The organism is Halorussus litoreus (assembly GCF_003382685.1).
Classification (GTDB): Archaea; Halobacteriota; Halobacteria; order Halobacteriales; family Haladaptataceae; genus Halorussus; species Halorussus litoreus.
The window spans coordinates 14317-30074 of the sequence record NZ_QLVG01000038.1 but is presented as its reverse complement, the minus strand read 5'-3'; the positions used below and the strand labels follow the sequence as shown (position 1 = coordinate 30074).

Below are 15758 nucleotides of genomic sequence, written 5' to 3'. Positions count from 1 at the left end.
GCGACGAGTCTGCGTCGGCCACTGCACTGGGATCGCGCTACTGCACCTCGACCGCGAAGTCGTTGACCTCACCGTACGCGCCGGTGGCGTCGGGAGCCTCGAAACCGTTCCAGCTCAGGCGGACCCGAACGAGGGTCTGGCCCGTCGCCGCGGCGCTGGGAACGCCGACTGTCGCCGTGTACGTCTGCGTGTCGTCGCTCTCGTCGGCGAAGATGCGGGTCTCGGTCGCGGTCGACCAGTCCTCGTTGCCGTCCCAGTCGACGTAGACGTTTGCGTAGTGGCTGTCGAACCCGCCGTCGGAGTAGTCGAGCGAAATCTGGAACGAGCCGCCCTGACTGACTGCGAGCGGGCCCGAGCAGGTGAAGTCCTCGTACGCGTTGTCGCCCGACCGCTCGACGACCTGGCCGTCGAGGTCCACGACGTCGACGTTCTCCGACCCGCTCCGCCCCGTTCCCGTGGGCCACAGGGTGGCGTCGAGACAGCCGCCACCGCCGCCACCGCCGCCGAGCGCGCCCTCCACGTCGAGCAGGCCGTGGCCCGACTCGTTGCTCGCGAGGCCGATGTTCTCGGCGGTGTTCTGGAGCGTCTGGCGGGCCTGAACGTTCGTGGCACCGTTGGCCATCAACTGGCCGGCGGCACCAGCGACGTGCGGGCAGGCCATCGAGGTGCCCGAGAGTACGTCGTAGCCGCCGCCCACGTAGGTGGATTCGATGCTACTGCCCGGCGCGGCGAGTTCGACCTGCGGCCCCGTCGAGGAGAAACTCGACAGCGAGTCGTCGCTCTCGGTCGAACTCACCGCGACGGCGTCGCTGTACGCCGCGGGGTAGCCCACGCAGTTCGAACACGGCCCGGAGTTGCCCGCCGAGGAGACGACGAACACGCCGTTGCTGTGGGCGTAGCTGACCGCGCTCTTGATCGTCGAGGAGCCCGAACTCCCGCCGAGGCTGAGGCTCGCGACGTCGTACCCCTGGTTGGCGACCCACTGGAGGCCGGCCGCGATGTCCGAGTAGGAGCCGCTCCCGTTGCTGTCGAGCACCTTGCCGGCGTGGAGCGTCGCCTCGGTCGAGACGCCCACGACGCCCTGGCTGTTGTCGACTGCGTCCGCGATGCCCGCACAGTGGGTGCCGTGGCCGTTGTCGTCGTCCCACGAGCCGGTGCCCGTGAAGTCCTTGCCAGTGCCCACGTTGGCCTGCAGGTCGGGATGGTCGGCGTCGATTCCCGTGTCGAGGATGGCGATGTCCGCACCGTCGCCCGTCTCGCCGTTCGCGTGGACCACGTCGGCGTCGACCCGGTCGACGCCCCACGGCAGCGTCTCGGCGTGAGCCTCGACCGTGCCGTTGCGCTCCACGAACTCGACGTTGCCGCGGTTCTGGAGCCCGCGCGCGGCGTTGGGCGACGCTCGAATGGTCATGACGCCGAGCGAGTCGAGTTCGCGGACCACGTCGCTGGCCGCGTTTTGCACGGCCTGCCGTGCGGGGTCGCCGCGGAACCCGACGTTGAGTTCGACCGGTCCGCGAGCGTTCGCGAGTCCGGCCACGCCGGTTGCCGCGACCGACCCGCCGGCAACCTTCAGTACGTTACGCCTCGAAACGCGGTTGCTATCGTCGGACATGCATGAAAATCATACAGTGAATATTACTTAATATTTTCTCTAGAAATTATGTCTATTAGGGGCTGAATCTCTGGAACAGCTCGTCGCGGTGCCGTCGTGGCTCGTCGCAGGTTGCCCGCGACGGCTCTGAGACGGTCGGCGACGAACTCCGTACGAGCGGAGGCGGCCCCGCAACCAGCGACGACACCCCTGCGATGGTCGGCGACAAGTTCCGTGGAAATCGATGCTCCGCTCGCGGATGCGGACGCTACTGGGCTCGCGGTGCCGACTGAAGCTCTCGACAGCACGCCCAACAAAAAAGAGTCGCGGTCGTCCGAACCGAGTCCGTCCCGGCCGTCGAATCGGGATTCCGGTCGTCAGGCCGTGACCGTCGTGGTCTGAGTCGCGGTGTTGCCGTTCGCGTCCGTGACGGTGACCGTCACGTCGTAGCTGCCGCTGCCTTTCTTGTCCTGAAGCCGCTGCGAACCCGAGGCGCTGGAGCCGCCGACCGAGAAGCTCGCCGAGTCGGCGGTCGAGCCCGACTGGGCCAGCGTGAGGTCGACCGAAGCGAGGTCGCCGTCGGCGTCCGAGACGCCCCAGCTGACCTCGAAGCGAGCCCAGCCGCCGTTGCTCCGGTTGTTGATGCTGAACGTGTCGATGGTCGGCGCGGTGTCGCCGCCACCGCCCGAGCTACTCGTCGTGAAGGTGCCCGCAGTGCCGGTGGCGGAGTCGCCGTCGCTGGCGTTCGCGACCGCGCGGAAGTCGTAGTCCGTACCGGCGTTCAGCCCGGAGACGGTGTCGCTGAAGCTCCCCGTCGCCGAGAGGGTCTGGGTGGCCGTCGTGTTGTCGAGCGTGGTGCCGCTCTCGCCGTACTCGAAGTAGACGTCGGCCGAGGACGCGCCACCGAGGTCGTCGAGGCTGCCGCCGAGCGTGGCCTCGGTCTCGGTCACGTTCGAGGCGCTGCCGGTCGAGACCGCGAGGGCGGGGTCGCCGCCACCGCCGCCGAGCGCGGCCTCCACGTCGAGCAGGCCCGCGCCCTGCTCGTTGCTCCCGAGGCCGATGTCCTCCGCGCTGTCCTTGAGCGCCTGGCGGGCCTCGGTGTTCGAGGCACCGTTGGCCATCAGCTGGGCACCCGCGCCAGAGACGTGGGGGCACGACATCGAGGTGCCCGAGAGCGTGTCGTAGCCGCCGCCCGTGTACGTCGAGTAGACGCTGCCGCCCGGCGCGGCGAGTTCGATCTCCGAACCGGTCGAGGAGAAGCTCGACAGCGAGTCGTCCTCGTCGGTCGAGGAGACGGCCAGCGCGTTGCTGTACGCCGCAGGGTAGCCCACGCAGTCGGTACAGGGGCCGGAGTTGCCCGCCGAGGAGACGACGAGCACGCCGTTGTTGTACGCGTAGTCGACGGCGTCCTGCAGGGCCGTAGAGCCGGAACTAGCGCCGAGGCTCAGGCTCGCGACGTCGTAGCCCTGATCCGCGGCCCACTCGATGCCGGCCGCCACGTCGGCGAACGAGCCGCTGCCGTCGTCGCCCAGCACCTTGCCGGCGTGGAGCGTCGCCTCGGTCGAGACGCCCACGACGCCCTGGCTGTTGTCGACCGCGTTGGCGATGCCAGCGCAGTGAGTGCCGTGGCCGGCACCGTCCTCCCACGAACCCTTGCCGCTGAAGTCCTTGCCGGTGCCGATGTTGGCCTGCAGGTCGGGGTGGTCCGAATCGATACCCGTGTCGAGGATAGCGATGTCGGCACCGCTGCCCGTGTTACCGTTGTCGTGCGCCACGTCGGCGTCGACCCGGTCGACGCCCCACGGTAGCGTCTGGGCGAGTGCGTGCACCTCGCCGTTCTCCTCGACGTAGCGAACGTGGGGGTTGTTCCGGAGCCCCTTCGCCGACGCCGCGGGCATCTTCGCCGTCACGATGTCCAGCGAGTCGAAGTCCCGGACGACCTCGTCGGCCTTCTCTTTGGCCGCCACGCGCCCGTGATCGGACGAGAAGCCGACGTTGACCTCGACCTGTCCCGACGCAGTCGCGAGTCCCGCGAGTCCGGCTGCCGCGGCCGAGCTCCCGGCCATCTTCAGCACGTTCCGCCTCGAAATTCCGTTACTATCGTCTGACATCCAAATTAGTCATGAGTCCGCTTGCATTTAATTATTTTCATTGTTATTATATGGTTGAAAATAGCTCGATTAGAACGAGAATGAAAGTTCGATCGGGCGGCCAGGAGTCGTTTAGTCGAGCAGTCAGGAGTCGGCGCCGGGAGGTCGCGCTGACGACCCGGAATCGGCGGTCGGTCGTCGCGTCTGACGTAAGAACTATACTCTCTCGCTCGGCCCATGTCCGTATGGGACTCATGAGTACGATTCTCGGCGACCGGGACGCCACGACCGCCGAGGACTACGTCGAACTCAACCTCGACGACTTCGACACCGCGTCGGGTGACGCCGCGATGAACGTCCACATCGCCGAGATTCAGGGCCAACAGGACGTGATCGCCATCAAGGACGCGGTGTACGACGGCGACCTCGTGGTCGCGGACATCACCCGGCTCCGCACCGAGGACACCACCGTCGACCGCATCACGAACGAACTCCAGCAGGTCGCCCGCGAGGTCGACGGCGACATCGTCCAGAAGGGCGACGACCAGATCCTCGTCACGCCGACCGGCGTGAAGGTCAGCCGCGAGAAACTGACGCGCTGAGCGCGACCGACGGCTCTTCTACTCCAGCGCCCGCGTGACACCGCCAGCCACGCTCCGCGCTTTCTCCGCTAACTCCTCGGAGATATGCCCCGCCGCGACGGCCTCGTCGAGTTCGTCGTCGTCCACGCGCTCGACACGGCCGTCGGGGAACTTCACCACGTCCACGTGGAGGTCGACGTACCGCGCGGCGTCTGGGAACAGCTCGACCGGCGTGCAGACGTTGACGTAGGTGCCCTTGGTTTCGCCCGCGTCGCTCCGGTACGCCGTGGGGTACCACCACCGTCCCTCGCGGAACTTGGTGACCGCGACGTCGCCCGCTTCGCGGTCGACCCCCAGCGCGTCGTAGGTTCCGCCGCCGGACATCGGCCGCTCGACGGTGACCTTCCCCTCGTCGGGGGTGCAGGCGGTCACCTCGCCGCGGCCGAGCGAGAAGCACCGGCCGTCGGGCTTGCCGTGGCTGATCTCGATCCGCTCGCCCTCGCTCGGCCCGAACTGCCGGAGCGCCGCGCCAGTGGGGAACTCGTCGTCCGAGTCGCCGAGCCCGCCGAACCCGGCTTGGAGGTCCTCGACGAAGTCGACCGCCGCGCTGGCGGACTCGTGGGCGGCCTTCACGCGATGGTGGCCCGGCATCGTGGTGGTCGCGCCGCGCCGGTCGGCGTCGAGGCCGAACCGTGACTCGCGGCCGAACCAGCACCACGTGGTCGCTTCGGGGTCGGCGAGTTGCTGGGGCAACTCGCCACGGTCCACATTCTCGGGCGAGTCCGGCGCGTCCGCGAGTTCGTCGTCGAGGCTCTCGGCCCGCTCGGCCGCCAGCGAAAGCGCGTCGTCCATCGCGTCGAGTCCGGCGTCGCCGGCGGCGTACTCCCAGCGGACGCCCCAGTCGTCGGGCACGTCGGTCGGTAGCATCTCGGTCGTGCGGGCGAGTTCGGTCCGGGTCGCCTCGTCGCCCGACGCGGTCACGCTGTCGACGCCCCGCGAGAGGCTGACGACGCCGCCGAACACCTGCCGCTCGCTGCCGAGTCGCGGCCGGTGGTCGGCCCACGGGGGCGCAGGCTCGTGGACCTGCACGCGCACGCGGTCGCCCTCGTGGATCCGCCGGTCGATCCGGCCGTACGGCAGGTAGCCCTCCCGCTCGCCGAGGGCCACGACCGCGCCGCCGCCGAGTTCGTCGGCCACGACGCCGTCGAAGATGGCCCCTCGCGGCGCGGGGTCGGGCCACCGGAAGGCGTCGATGCCAGTCCCCGCGAGGTCGTCGGCGACTGCTTCGACGGCGGTCGGGGTTCCCGAGATGCCGACGCCCTGCCGGTCGTCGGTGGTCGAGACGGCCGCGTCGTACTCCGTAGTCGGGAACTCGGCGTCGAACCGCCGCCGAATGGGCGGGGAGGCCTGCACCACGTCGAACGACTCGCGGAAGCGCTCGGTCAGCGCGGTGGTGTAGATGCCGCGGATTCGGACGTTGGTCATGGGTGAGCGTGATGGAGGAGGAGTGGTCGGCGGGCGCGCTCGGTGTTCATACGGGAGTCGTGGCGCGGCGGACCCTTCGGTGTAGCGATTCGGATACCGCTTTTGGAACGTAGAGTACTGTCCAGTGGGTCGGTGGTGGCTCTCGACTACCCCTCTCCGGTTGCGAATTCTCGGCTACTGATTTTTGATCCCGGCGCGCGCGAGCACCGCGCGCGAGGGCCTAGTAGCGCAGTGGAGCGTAGCGACCGAGGCTTGCGAGACGCGTCGCGTCTCGCAAGCCTCGTCCTCCGGCCTGCATTACGCAGGCCTCCGCGATTTGGCCCGGCGTGAAGCCGCACCCGCACGCGCCGGGCGTCTGGACGAGTTAGCTTAGGCCAAGTGAGAACAATCGGTACGAGTCGAGTTCGGGCTAGCATCGAAAACAACGCTCGGTTTGAAATTCGAGGCAAGACCGGCTAATTCTCAATCGCGGTACGCCGTCCACGCGCCAGCGCCGAGCAGGCCCGCAATCCCCGCGCCGACGCCGAAGCCCGGCGCGCTTCCACTGGAACCGGCGTCCCCTGCTGTCGTCGCAGTGTCCTCTTCGAGCGCCGCCTGCTCGGTGGTGGTCGGAGTCGTAGTCCCCCCGTCAGCACTGCCGGTCTCTCCCTCATCTCCATCCGTAGTCGTCAGACTGGGCGGGCTCTTCTGCTGGTCGCGCTCGATGGGGAAGGTGTAGAGCCCGGCCTCGCCCTCCACGCCGCCGAGGTAGTCGCCGATGCTGCTGGCGACGAAGAAGCGCTGGCTCGCGCGCTTGGCTGTCCAGAACGCGGTCTCGCCGGGCATGCGCCACCACGCCATCTCGTCGGGGTTCGCCGGATCGCTCACGTCGTGGATCTTCACGCCGCCCTGGTACCACGAGGTGAACAGCCGGCCGTCCACGAGGTCGAGGTTGTGCGAGGTGGTCCACGTCCCGTTCTGGGCCGGGTTCGGCGACGGCGGCGCGTCGATGGTCGCCAGTCGTTCGGGACTGGTCGCGTCCGAGATATTCCACAGCTCCACTCCGCCGGGGCCGCCCTCGCCGTCGACGGCCCACGCCTCGCGGTTCAGCGCGAGCAGGTCGCCCGAGTCGTCGGTCATCGCGTAGTGGACGTTGCCCGGCAGTCGGATGACGTGAGCGCGGGACCGCTTGCGCTCGACCGATTCGAGGTCGTCGAGCGACCGGCCCGCAAATCGCGAGACGAACGACGGACTCGTGGGGTCGCTCACGTCGAGGATTACGAGCCCCGCGTCCCAGTGGGAGAGGTACGCCCGGCCGTCGCGGACCCACACGTCGTGGACGGTCCAGAGACCCGTCGGTATCTCCCCCCACTGCTCGTCGCGGTCCGTCAGCGACCAGCGCGCGATCTCCTCGGGAGAGTCACCGCTCACGTCCACCACGGCGAGTGCGTTCCGGTCGGGGTAGTTCGCGGTGAGGTAGGCGACGCCCTCGTGGAGATAGCAGTTGTGGATGGGGTAGTCGGTCTCGTGGAACGCGACGCGCTCGGGGTTCTCGGGGTCGCTCACGTCGTACACCAGCACGCCCTGGAGCACGTCGGCCCGGATGGGGTCGGCCGGCCCCGCAACCAACAGCCGGTCGTCCTCGACCTTCACGTCCTGGATCAGCCGGAGCGGGCCGTTCTCGCGGTCGGCCAGCAGGTCGCGCTCCTCGTAGGCGACTTGGGGATCCTGATACACCCGCACGTCCACGACGGCGAAGCCGTCGGTCGCCGCGACGTACGCGTACTCGCCGTCCGGACCGACCACGGCCTCCTTGGCCTCCTCGATCGCCACGCTCGCAAACGGACTGTACGGCCCGGGATGCGCCCCGGCCGTCGTCGACCCCGCCACTGCTCCCGTTCCAACCGCCCCAATTCCGGCGGTCCCAGCGACCCCCCGCAGAAACTCGCGCCGTTGCATGGCGGAAATCACGGTCCCGAGGCGCATAAAAGGGCGGGCGAGCTCGGAACGCGGAATTGGCGTATCGGGACGCGGGAGACCGAATCGTAGCGACTTCTCACCAGCATCGTTTCGCGACTACTGATTTATCCACCCGGCGCGCGAGCAACGCGCGCGAGGGAGGAACGACCGAACGAAGTGAGGGAGTGACGAGGCTGGGGAGGTTCGAGGCTGCGGTGTCTGCGCGAACGGATGTGAGCGCAGGCTCGGCAGAGCTCTGCTCTGCCGGTGCGGTCGCGGTGCGGTTGCGGTCACGCCGAGGCTCAAGCAGTAGCTAGCTCGAATGCGCCCCAATCGGCAGTTGAAGAGAACACGAAGCTAGCTACTGCCGAGGCATATGAGAGACCGCACAGCACCGCGACCGCGCCTCGGTCCTCCCCAGCCTCCTTCGTTGCTCGGCCACCGTCGGAGCAAGCTCCGACGAGCCCTCGGTCGCTACGCTTCCGAGGACTCCGCTTCGCTCCGGCCTGCGCTACTCGTCCCTCGCACGGTTTGGCGCGACACGAGGTCGCGCCAGCGCGCGCCGGTCGGGAAATTAAAACCGGTTTACGTCAGCTGGGAGATCAGAATAGCTCACGCCAGTCGAGAAAAGCAGTGACCGCCCACCAGAACAACCGCTGTAGTCGCTACACCACGGACGCCGTCCGGTCACCAGTCCCGCCCGTCAGCGCGCTCGCGATAGCTCCCTTCAGCACCACGTCGTCACCGAGGTTCGTCAGTTGCACGTCCGGGACGTTGTTGAACACCAGTCCGTCGAGTCGCTCGCGGATGGGATCGACCACGAGTTCTTCGTTCTTCAGCGCGACCGCGCCGCCGACGTAGACCACCAACGGAGCGTACGCCTGCGCGACGTTGGTCACGCCGAGCGCGTTCCAGTGGGCCACCTGCTCAACCACGTGGTCGGCGAACGCGTCCTCGCCCGCGGCCTCGAACACGTCGGCCGCCGAGAAGTCGGGGGCCTCTAGCGGGAGGTCGGTGTCGAGGTCCCCGGCGTCCTCGGCGAGCAGGCGGGCGTACTCCGGGACGTTCTCGCCCGAGCAGTACGCCTCCCAGTGGCCCTCGCGGCCACAGCCGCAGGTGCGCCTGCCGCGGGGGTCCACGACCATGTGGCCCACCTCGCCAGCGTTGCCGTCCCAACCGGTGAGCACATCACCGTCGACGCAGACGCCCGCGCCGATGCCGGTCGAGATGGTCAGGTACACCATGTCGTCGGGGTTGCGGTCGCTGTAGAACCGCTCGCCGATGACGCCCGCGACGGTGTCGTTGTGGAGGTACACCCGGTCGCTGTCGACGAGTTGGCCGACCGGCCCCGTCAGCGGGATGCGGTCGATGGTGTCGGGCAGGTTGGCCGGGTTGTCGACCGCGCCCTCCGCGAGGTCGAGCGGGCCGATGGAGCCGATACCCGCCGCGCGGATGCGCTCGGGAGCCACGTCGGCGGCCGCGCAGGCCTCGCGGATGCACTCCAAGACGGCCTCCGTGACCGCGATCCCGGTCGGCCCGCCCGGCGTGTCGCGGCGATACACACTCACCACGTCCCCCTCGTCGTCGGCCACCGCCGCCCTGACGTTCGTCGCGCCGAGATCGACGCCCGCGTAGTACGCCATTCACCCGGGAACGACGGGCCGGCCGCACTTAACTACAGGCATTTACTCGGCAGCGAGTACGGGGCGGGGGCTCCCTGCGAATGCGCGCTCGAACAGGTAGCCGAGGGGTCGGACGGCCCGACGCGAGCGACCCGCCACTTTATCCACACTCTGACCGTAGCTAGGGCGTGATATCACGAATCCTCGTTCCGATGAACGACTCGGAGATGGCCCAGCGAGCGCTCGAGTACGCCCTCGAGAACCATCCGGACGCGGAGATCACCGTCTTGCACGTCGTCGGGGGAGCGTCGGCGATGGGCGGCGCAGCCACGGGACTCGCGCTCGCGGACGACCCCGAAGCGGCGGCCGAGGAGCGCGCGACGGAGGTGTTCGACCGCGCTCGGGAACTCGCCGCCGAACACGACGTCGAGATCACCACGGACGTTCAGCTCGGCAATCCACCCCGGGCGATCCTGAACCGGGCCGACGACTTCGACGCGGTCGTGATCGGGAGCCACAGTGGCTCGGTGCGCGACCGACTGTTCGTCGGGAACGTCGCCCAGAAGGTGTTCCGCCAGTCCCCGGTTCCCGTGGTCGTCGTTCGGTAGGTGACGTCCATCTGCCGACCGGGGGCTCGGGCGGCGCGAACTCGCGCCGCCCGAGCCCCCGGTCGTGTGTCGTGGACTGCGCTCACTCCGAGCGGACGAACGTGACCGGACTCGGCGAGTTGAGCATGACCTCCTGTGCCGTGCTCCCGAACACCGCCTTGCCGGTGGGCGAGCGCTTGCGCCCGCCGACGACCACCCTGTCCGCGTCGACCTCGTTGGCCAGTTTCACGATGCTGTCGCCGTGGGGACCGACCCGACCTCGCACGGTGTAGGTGACGCCGGCATCGTCGAGCTCCCGACCGAGTTCCCGGACGGTCGCGTGGCGGGTGGCCACTTCGTCGGGGGTGATATCGCCCATCGTGTCGTAGTCGAGCTGGGCGATCACGTCCTCGTACTCCTCGTCGGTGAACACGTGGGCCAGCACCACGGACGCGCCCGTCGGCCCCGCGACCTCGGCGACCGCTTCGGCCAGTCGCTCCGTGCGCTCGGCGTCGCCCGGCCCGATGGCGAGCAGGATGGTATCAAATGCCATGGAGACGCGTTCACGCTCCTGATATTAAGCATGTGCGGCCACGGAGGATTTTGCGCGCTGAGCGAGCGATATCTCGCTGAGGTCGCGCACGAGAGATTCGGATTTCGCGCGCCAAATGGTTGGATTTCGCACGCCAGGAACCCAAAGTCCTACCCTCCTGCGGTTCCTACCCTCGGCCAATGACCGAAGACGACGACTCGCTGAAGGCCCGCGTGGAGCGCTGGCTGGCCGGCCAGATGCCCATCATCAGCATGCACGGGGGCGAGAGTGCGGTCCAGAAGGCCGACCCCGACACCGGCGAGGTCGTCGTGGAACTCGGCGGCGCGTGCTCGGGGTGTGCTATCAGCCCGCGCACCGCACAGAATATCAAGCTCGACCTCGCGAAGGACTTCGAGGCGGTCGAGGACGTGACCGTCCGGGTCGCCGACGACGGCACCGGCGACTGGGACGTCGACCAGCCCGAGAGCGTGATGGGCATCGACCGCAACGAGGGCGGCCGGGGCGGCCGCGGCGAAGGCTCGCCGACGGGCGACTTCTTCTGAATCCGACCGAATCCTGAGAAGAGCCGAAAACGGGAGAGATCGAAGTCCGGGAATCGAGCGAAATCGACGACCGCCAGCGTCGCGCGACGCCGCGAAGTGACGAAACGTGAGGGTTACGAGACGCCGTCGGGCTTGTCGGCGTCGTCCTCGACCTTCCGCTTCAGCGAATCCCGTCGGGCCTTGGCGTCCCGGCCGGTGGCTTCGAGCAGGAAGTCGTTCTTCTTGTCGACCGCGTCGGCCGCGGCGTCGGCGTGGCCCTCGGCGATGACCTCCTCGGCGGGGCGCTCCTCGAAGTGGACCGCGAGCTTGTCCTTCTTGCCGCTGTACTCGGCGGTGCCGGCGAGGATCTGGTCGAAGACGGGGTTGTCGGGGTCACCGACCACGTAGAGTTCGTGGCCGTTGTGCTCTTCGGTCCCGGTGACCTCGCCGAAGTACTCCTCGATCTTGGCCTTCATGTCGGGGATGCGCTCGTCCAGATGCTCGCCGCGTCGCATCTTGTACTCCTTCATACTACTCCCCGTTTGGACAGGGTGTGATAAACCCTTTTCGCGTCGGTCTCACTCTTGTATCCGACGATTTCGTCGCTCGAATCCGACGGCAGAAATCGGTCCGGGAAGACGACATTCCTCACTCCGTCGCGAGGTAGCCCCGAGCGCACTCGGGGCAGATGTCGCCCGCTCGGAGCGACGATCCGGAGACGGCCTCGCGGTAGTCACACTCCGGGCAGACGAACTCCGCGTCAACGTCGGGGTCGTCGGCCGGGCCCGAGAGGCTGGGTGCCTCCGCGCCAGCCGAGATGCCCGAAGAGAGTTCGGGCGAGCCGCCGCCTGCGTCCTGCGAGCGCAGCGCGTCGCCCTCGGAGTTGACGAACTCGACCTCCTCGGCCTCCGACTCGTCGACCGCCGACGCCGACTCGGGGGTGAGCCCGCCGCCGAACTCCACGTCGGTGCTCGCGCCGCCGGGCTCGGCGTCGTACCCCTCGTCCTCCTGGCCCACCTCGGGCCAGTCGGCGTGCCCGCCCTCCTCGGCGTCGGCCAGGTGGGTCGTCTCGGCGTCGGGCCACTCGCCGGGCTGGCGGTCGTCGCCGTCGCTCCCGTCCGATTCGTCGTCGAGGATCACGCCGTCGTCGTCCGCGGCGGATGGGGCGTCGCCGTCTCGCTCCCCATCCCCGTCTTCCAGAGAAACGCCGTCAGCGGACGCTCCGCTGTCGGAAGCCCCGCTGGCGGAAGCGCCACCGGCAGAGGCACCTCCCGCGGAACCGCTGTCGGTGGAGCCGGTCGCACCCTCGGCTCCGGAGTCGGCCGAGGCCTGCGTCGCGGTGGTCTCGCTCACCTCGGCGGAGCCGGACGACCCCGCTCCGTCCGACGAGTCGGTCATGATCTCGGCCCCGTCGTCCTCGACGGTCACGTCGGGATCGGTCGAACCGCTCACGCCGGTGTCGGCGGAGCCGGTGGCTCCAGTCGCCCCGCCGGCGTTCGCGTCGGAAGCGGTGTCCGCATCCGGGACTGTGCCCACGTCGGGGTCGGTCTCCGCCGACTCGAGGTCGGGTGCGGGCGACTCGAGGGCGGTGACCTCCTTGTTCTCGCTGAGGACGTTCTGGTCGCCGCACCGCTCGCACTCCTCGAACTCGCGGACCGTGACGACGACCTCGCTTCCCTGCTCCTCGCGTTCGCGTTCGATTTCTGCCTCCCCGTAGCTGTGGCCGAGGAGCGAGCACCTGAGACTCATCGTGCTTTGTCTTACGTTCAGGGGTGGTAAAGCCTGTGTTTCGCCGTACGACGGGCGTCTGACGGCGGTTGGCTGGAGCGGTGCGAGTAGCGGCGAGGGTACGGTAGGAGTTTTGTTACTACTGCGGGCTTGAGAACGAGATGATAGGACGAAGCTATCCCAGCATCGGCGACGACGGTTCGATACGTCACTAATAGGCTGGCGAAAGTCGAGGACTTCTCGATTACTAAGAACTTCGACCGGTTCCGGAGCAGTGCTGTCGCGGTCGCGGTGCTGTCGGGTGAGCGTCGTGTCCTCGTGAGCGAAGCGACCGAGGTCCTCGAAAATGTCCGATTTTCGGGATGTGGCGAATCTTCGATTCGCAACAGCTCGTCAGACCGAAGGTCTGACGGTGTTTTTGGGCGAGCTTTTACGAGCGAGAAACCGGAGAGCCGCTGGCTCTGCGGTTTCGAGTGCGGTAAAAGGTCGTAGTGGACTCGCTGGGATTTGAACCCAGGGCCTCTTCCTTGCGAAGGAAGCGATCTACCGCTGATCTACGAGCCCGCGAACGCAATAAGCCGTAGCGCCCGCACTTATTAGAAGGTTATGTTTCGGGCCGACTTCTGACCTGCGTCACCACGCGGTCTTACACGTCCAATAGCTTCGCCCGGCCGGCGACCGAGCCGAGCACGAAGCCCGTGAAATGTGCGACCAGCGCGACGCCCGGCGCGGCGGTCGCCATCGTCACCGCGACGGCGAACGCGAGCAAGATGGCGACCTTCGCACGGCTCCCGAGGGGAAGCCAGCCCAGCACCGCCTCGGTCAGGGGGTTGCCCGCGAGCAGGTAGCCCACCAGTCCGAACACAGCGCCGCTCGCGCCGAGAACCGCGCTGCCGGGGCCGACCAGTCCCGAGACGACGACCTGCGCGAGGCCGGCCAGCATGCCGACCGTCACGAAGAACGCGTGGAACCGCCACTTGGTCGTCACGCTCTCGACCGCGAAGCCCACGACCACGAGGACGATGGCGTTCGAGACGAGGTGAGGGACGCTCGCGTGGGCGTAGACGCTCGCGAGCAGCGTCCACGGCCGTGCGGAAATCGGCGGCCCGAGAACGAACAGTCCGGCGGCAAGTGCCTGCGAGATCATCCCCACCAGCTGCTGGGCGACGAACACGACGACGATCAGTACCAGCGTCTCTAGGGTGGGGCTCCGACCACCGCCCGCGTTCTCCTCACGCGGGAGGTCGGCCTGCATCGGCTGGGCTGGAGCCATCGCGTCACCGTCCTCCTCGGGGCGTCACCGCTCTCCGGCGCGTGGTCCTGTTCCTCGACTGGCGCACGCACGTCAGTTCGGACGGGACGGGCAAAAAGACCCCGGCAGTAAACGCGTGGCTGCTCGGAGCGAAGAAACGGAGAAAGACGACTCGCTCGGCAGGTCCGAGCGGTTCAGTCCTCGAGGACGATCTCGATGGAGACGTCGTTCGGGACCTGGATGCGCATGAGCTGACGGAGCGCGCGTTCGTCGGCGTCGATGTCGATGAGACGCTTGTGGACGCGCATCTCCCAGTGCTCCCACGTCGCGGTCCCCTCGCCGTCGGGGGACTTTCGGGTGGGTACCTCCAGCGTCTTGGTCGGGAGCGGGATGGGCCCGGACAGCGAGACGCCCGTCTTGTTCGCGATCTCGCGGACGTCGTCGCAGATGTCGTCTAAGTCCTCGGGACTGGTTCCCGCCAGTCGGACGCGTGCTTGCTGCATGCGTTATCGCTCGTTGACGCTGAGGACCTGACCGGCCGCGATGGTCTGGCCCATGTCGCGGATGGCGAAGCTGCCCAGCTCCGGAATCTCCGAGGCCGGCTCGATGGAGAGGGGCTTTTGCGGTCGGACGGTCACCTTCGCGGCGTCGCCCGACTGGATGAAGTCCGGATCCTCCTCGGCGACTTCACCGGACGAGGGGTCGATCTTCGCGTCGATGGACTCGATGGTACACGCCACCTGTGCGGTGTGGGCGTGGAACACCGGGGTGTAGCCGTCGGTGATGACCGACGGGTGCTGCATCACGACGATCTGGGCCGAGAACGTCTCGGCGACGCTCGGCGGGTCGTCGGCGGGACCACAGACGTCGCCACGACGGATGTCGTCCTTGCCGACACCGCGGACGTTGGTACCGACGTTGTCGCCGGGTTCGGCCTGCGGGATCTCCTCGTGGTGCATCTCGACGGACTTGACCTCGCCGCTCACGTCGCTGGGCTGGAAGCTGACGTTGTCGCCGGACTTCAGCAGACCGGTTTCGACACGGCCGACGGCCACGGTCCCGATGCCCGAAATCGTGTACACGTCCTGGATGGGCATGCGGAGATCGGCGTCGGTCGGCGGCTCGGGGGCTTTGAGGTTGTTGAGGGCCTCCAGCAGGGTCTCGCCCTTGTACCACGACGTGTTGTCGGACGCTTCTGCGATGTTGTCGCCCTCGAACGCCGAGATCGGGATGAAGCCAGCGTCCTCGGTGTTGAATTGAACCTGCTTGAGCAGGTCCTCGACCTCGGAGACGACCTCCTTGTACTTGGCTTCCTCGTAGTCGACGAGGTCCATCTTGTTGACGCCGACGATGAGTTCGTCGATGCCGAGCGTCCGCGCGAGGAACACGTGCTCTTGGGTCTGGGGCGCGACGCCGTCGTCTGCTGCGACGACGAGGACGGCGTTGTCGGCCTGGGACGCGCCCGTGATCATGTTCTTCACGAAGTCACGGTGGCCGGGACAGTCCACGATAGTGAAGTCGTAGGCGTCCGTGCTGAACTCCTGGTGGGCGATGTCGATGGTGACACCGCGCTCACGCTCCTCGGCGAGGTTGTCCATGACGTAGGCGAACTCGAAGCCGCCCTTGCCCTTCTCCTCGGCCTCTTCTTTGTGCTGTTCGATGACGTGCTCGGGTACGCTCCCCGTCTCGTAGAGGAGTCGCCCGACCAGCGTGCTCTTTCCGTGGTCGACGTGGCCGATGATGGCCAGATTCTGGTGTTGTTCGTCGCTCATTTGTATCTCACGCGCAGACGCGCTGTGTCGGTATCTTT

14 protein-coding genes and 1 tRNA gene are annotated in these 15758 nt (G+C 67.8%); 3 read left to right on the top strand and 12 right to left on the bottom strand.

The window, feature by feature from the left end; all coding sequences use genetic code 11:
- Positions 1-37 precede the first annotated feature (37 nt).
- The gene (locus DPQ64_RS12785) at positions 38-1612 is read right to left on the bottom strand and encodes a S8 family serine peptidase (protein ID WP_115864715.1); all 1575 of its coding nucleotides are present in this window, start codon (positions 1610-1612) and stop codon (positions 38-40) included.
- Between the two features lie 356 nt (positions 1613-1968).
- Positions 1969-3702, bottom strand: a complete 1734-nt coding sequence (locus DPQ64_RS12780; RefSeq protein WP_115864714.1) for a S8 family peptidase — start codon at positions 3700-3702, stop codon at positions 1969-1971.
- Between the two features lie 224 nt (positions 3703-3926).
- Here DPQ64_RS12780 and DPQ64_RS12775 point away from each other — a divergent pair, with 224 nt between their 5' ends.
- A complete protein-coding gene (locus DPQ64_RS12775; protein WP_115864713.1) occupies positions 3927-4283 on the top strand; it encodes a cell division protein SepF in 357 nt (118 codons plus the stop codon).
- Between the two features lie 18 nt (positions 4284-4301).
- On the opposite strand, the gene DPQ64_RS12770 is transcribed toward DPQ64_RS12775, so the two are convergent.
- From DPQ64_RS12770 to DPQ64_RS12760, 3 genes are all read right to left on the bottom strand, one after another.
- Positions 4302-5747, bottom strand: coding sequence for a DUF402 domain-containing protein (locus DPQ64_RS12770; protein WP_115864712.1), 1446 nt, complete (start codon positions 5745-5747; stop codon positions 4302-4304).
- A gap of 462 nt (positions 5748-6209) precedes the next feature.
- The gene (locus DPQ64_RS12765; protein WP_115864711.1) at positions 6210-7685 is read right to left on the bottom strand and encodes an LVIVD repeat-containing protein; all 1476 of its coding nucleotides are present in this window, start codon (positions 7683-7685) and stop codon (positions 6210-6212) included.
- 665 nt (positions 7686-8350) lie between these two features.
- Positions 8351-9328, bottom strand: coding sequence for an ROK family protein (locus tag DPQ64_RS12760; protein WP_115864710.1), 978 nt, complete (start codon positions 9326-9328; stop codon positions 8351-8353).
- A 167-nt stretch (positions 9329-9495) separates the two neighbouring features.
- Between DPQ64_RS12760 and DPQ64_RS12755 the strand changes: the two genes are divergently transcribed.
- The gene (locus DPQ64_RS12755) at positions 9496-9915 is read left to right on the top strand and encodes a universal stress protein (protein ID WP_115864709.1); all 420 of its coding nucleotides are present in this window, start codon (positions 9496-9498) and stop codon (positions 9913-9915) included.
- A gap of 82 nt (positions 9916-9997) precedes the next feature.
- Here the strand turns inward: DPQ64_RS12755 and DPQ64_RS12750 are convergent, their stop codons facing one another.
- Positions 9998-10447 carry a universal stress protein gene (locus DPQ64_RS12750; protein ID WP_115864708.1) on the bottom strand — a complete coding sequence of 150 codons (450 nt, stop codon included), beginning with the start codon at positions 10445-10447 and terminating at the stop codon, positions 9998-10000.
- A gap of 179 nt (positions 10448-10626) precedes the next feature.
- Here DPQ64_RS12750 and DPQ64_RS12745 point away from each other — a divergent pair, with 179 nt between their 5' ends.
- Positions 10627-10989, top strand: coding sequence for a NifU family protein (locus DPQ64_RS12745; RefSeq protein WP_115864707.1), 363 nt, complete (start codon positions 10627-10629; stop codon positions 10987-10989).
- A gap of 113 nt (positions 10990-11102) precedes the next feature.
- Here the strand turns inward: DPQ64_RS12745 and DPQ64_RS12740 are convergent, their stop codons facing one another.
- The 6 genes from DPQ64_RS12740 to tuf all read right to left on the bottom strand — a co-directional run bounded on the left by DPQ64_RS12740 (position 11103) and on the right by tuf (position 15720).
- A complete protein-coding gene (locus DPQ64_RS12740; RefSeq protein ID WP_115864706.1) occupies positions 11103-11498 on the bottom strand; it encodes a DUF5611 family protein in 396 nt (131 codons plus the stop codon).
- 118 nt (positions 11499-11616) lie between these two features.
- On the bottom strand, positions 11617-12717 hold the full coding sequence (locus DPQ64_RS19630; RefSeq protein ID WP_115864705.1) for a DUF7093 family protein: 1101 nt from the start codon (positions 12715-12717) through the stop codon (positions 11617-11619).
- Between the two features lie 471 nt (positions 12718-13188).
- Positions 13189-13260: transfer RNA gene (locus tag DPQ64_RS12730), tRNA-Ala, on the bottom strand.
- Positions 13261-13342: 82 nt separating this feature from the next.
- On the bottom strand, positions 13343-13969 hold the full coding sequence (locus tag DPQ64_RS12725; RefSeq protein ID WP_232820572.1) for a rhomboid family intramembrane serine protease: 627 nt from the start codon (positions 13967-13969) through the stop codon (positions 13343-13345).
- A 173-nt stretch (positions 13970-14142) separates the two neighbouring features.
- Positions 14143-14451, bottom strand: a complete 309-nt coding sequence (gene rpsJ, locus DPQ64_RS12720) for a 30S ribosomal protein S10 (protein WP_115864703.1) — start codon at positions 14449-14451, stop codon at positions 14143-14145.
- Between the two features lie 3 nt (positions 14452-14454).
- Positions 14455-15720 carry a translation elongation factor EF-1 subunit alpha gene (gene tuf, locus DPQ64_RS12715; protein WP_115864702.1) on the bottom strand — a complete coding sequence of 422 codons (1266 nt, stop codon included), beginning with the start codon at positions 15718-15720 and terminating at the stop codon, positions 14455-14457.
- Positions 15721-15758: the final 38 nt, after the last annotated feature.

Coding starts and splice junctions, on each gene's coding strand:
- DPQ64_RS12785 (WP_115864715.1), bottom strand. CDS start 1,612: ATGTCCGACGATAGCAACCGCGTTTCGAGGCGTAACGTACTGAAGGTT.
- DPQ64_RS12740 (WP_115864706.1), bottom strand. CDS start 11,498: ATGAAGGAGTACAAGATGCGACGCGGCGAGCATCTGGACGAGCGCATC.
- DPQ64_RS12770 (WP_115864712.1), bottom strand. CDS start 5,747: ATGACCAACGTCCGAATCCGCGGCATCTACACCACCGCGCTGACCGAG.
- DPQ64_RS12775 (WP_115864713.1), top strand. CDS start 3,927: ATGGGACTCATGAGTACGATTCTCGGCGACCGGGACGCCACGACCGCC.
- DPQ64_RS12765 (WP_115864711.1), bottom strand. CDS start 7,685: ATGCAACGGCGCGAGTTTCTGCGGGGGGTCGCTGGGACCGCCGGAATT.
- DPQ64_RS12750 (WP_115864708.1), bottom strand. CDS start 10,447: ATGGCATTTGATACCATCCTGCTCGCCATCGGGCCGGGCGACGCCGAG.
- DPQ64_RS12780 (WP_115864714.1), bottom strand. CDS start 3,702: ATGTCAGACGATAGTAACGGAATTTCGAGGCGGAACGTGCTGAAGATG.
- DPQ64_RS12760 (WP_115864710.1), bottom strand. CDS start 9,328: ATGGCGTACTACGCGGGCGTCGATCTCGGCGCGACGAACGTCAGGGCG.
- tuf (WP_115864702.1), bottom strand. CDS start 15,720: ATGAGCGACGAACAACACCAGAATCTGGCCATCATCGGCCACGTCGAC.
- DPQ64_RS12725 (WP_232820572.1), bottom strand. CDS start 13,969: ATGGCTCCAGCCCAGCCGATGCAGGCCGACCTCCCGCGTGAGGAGAAC.
- DPQ64_RS12745 (WP_115864707.1), top strand. CDS start 10,627: ATGACCGAAGACGACGACTCGCTGAAGGCCCGCGTGGAGCGCTGGCTG.
- rpsJ (WP_115864703.1), bottom strand. CDS start 14,451: ATGCAGCAAGCACGCGTCCGACTGGCGGGAACCAGTCCCGAGGACTTA.
- DPQ64_RS19630 (WP_115864705.1), bottom strand. CDS start 12,717: ATGAGTCTCAGGTGCTCGCTCCTCGGCCACAGCTACGGGGAGGCAGAA.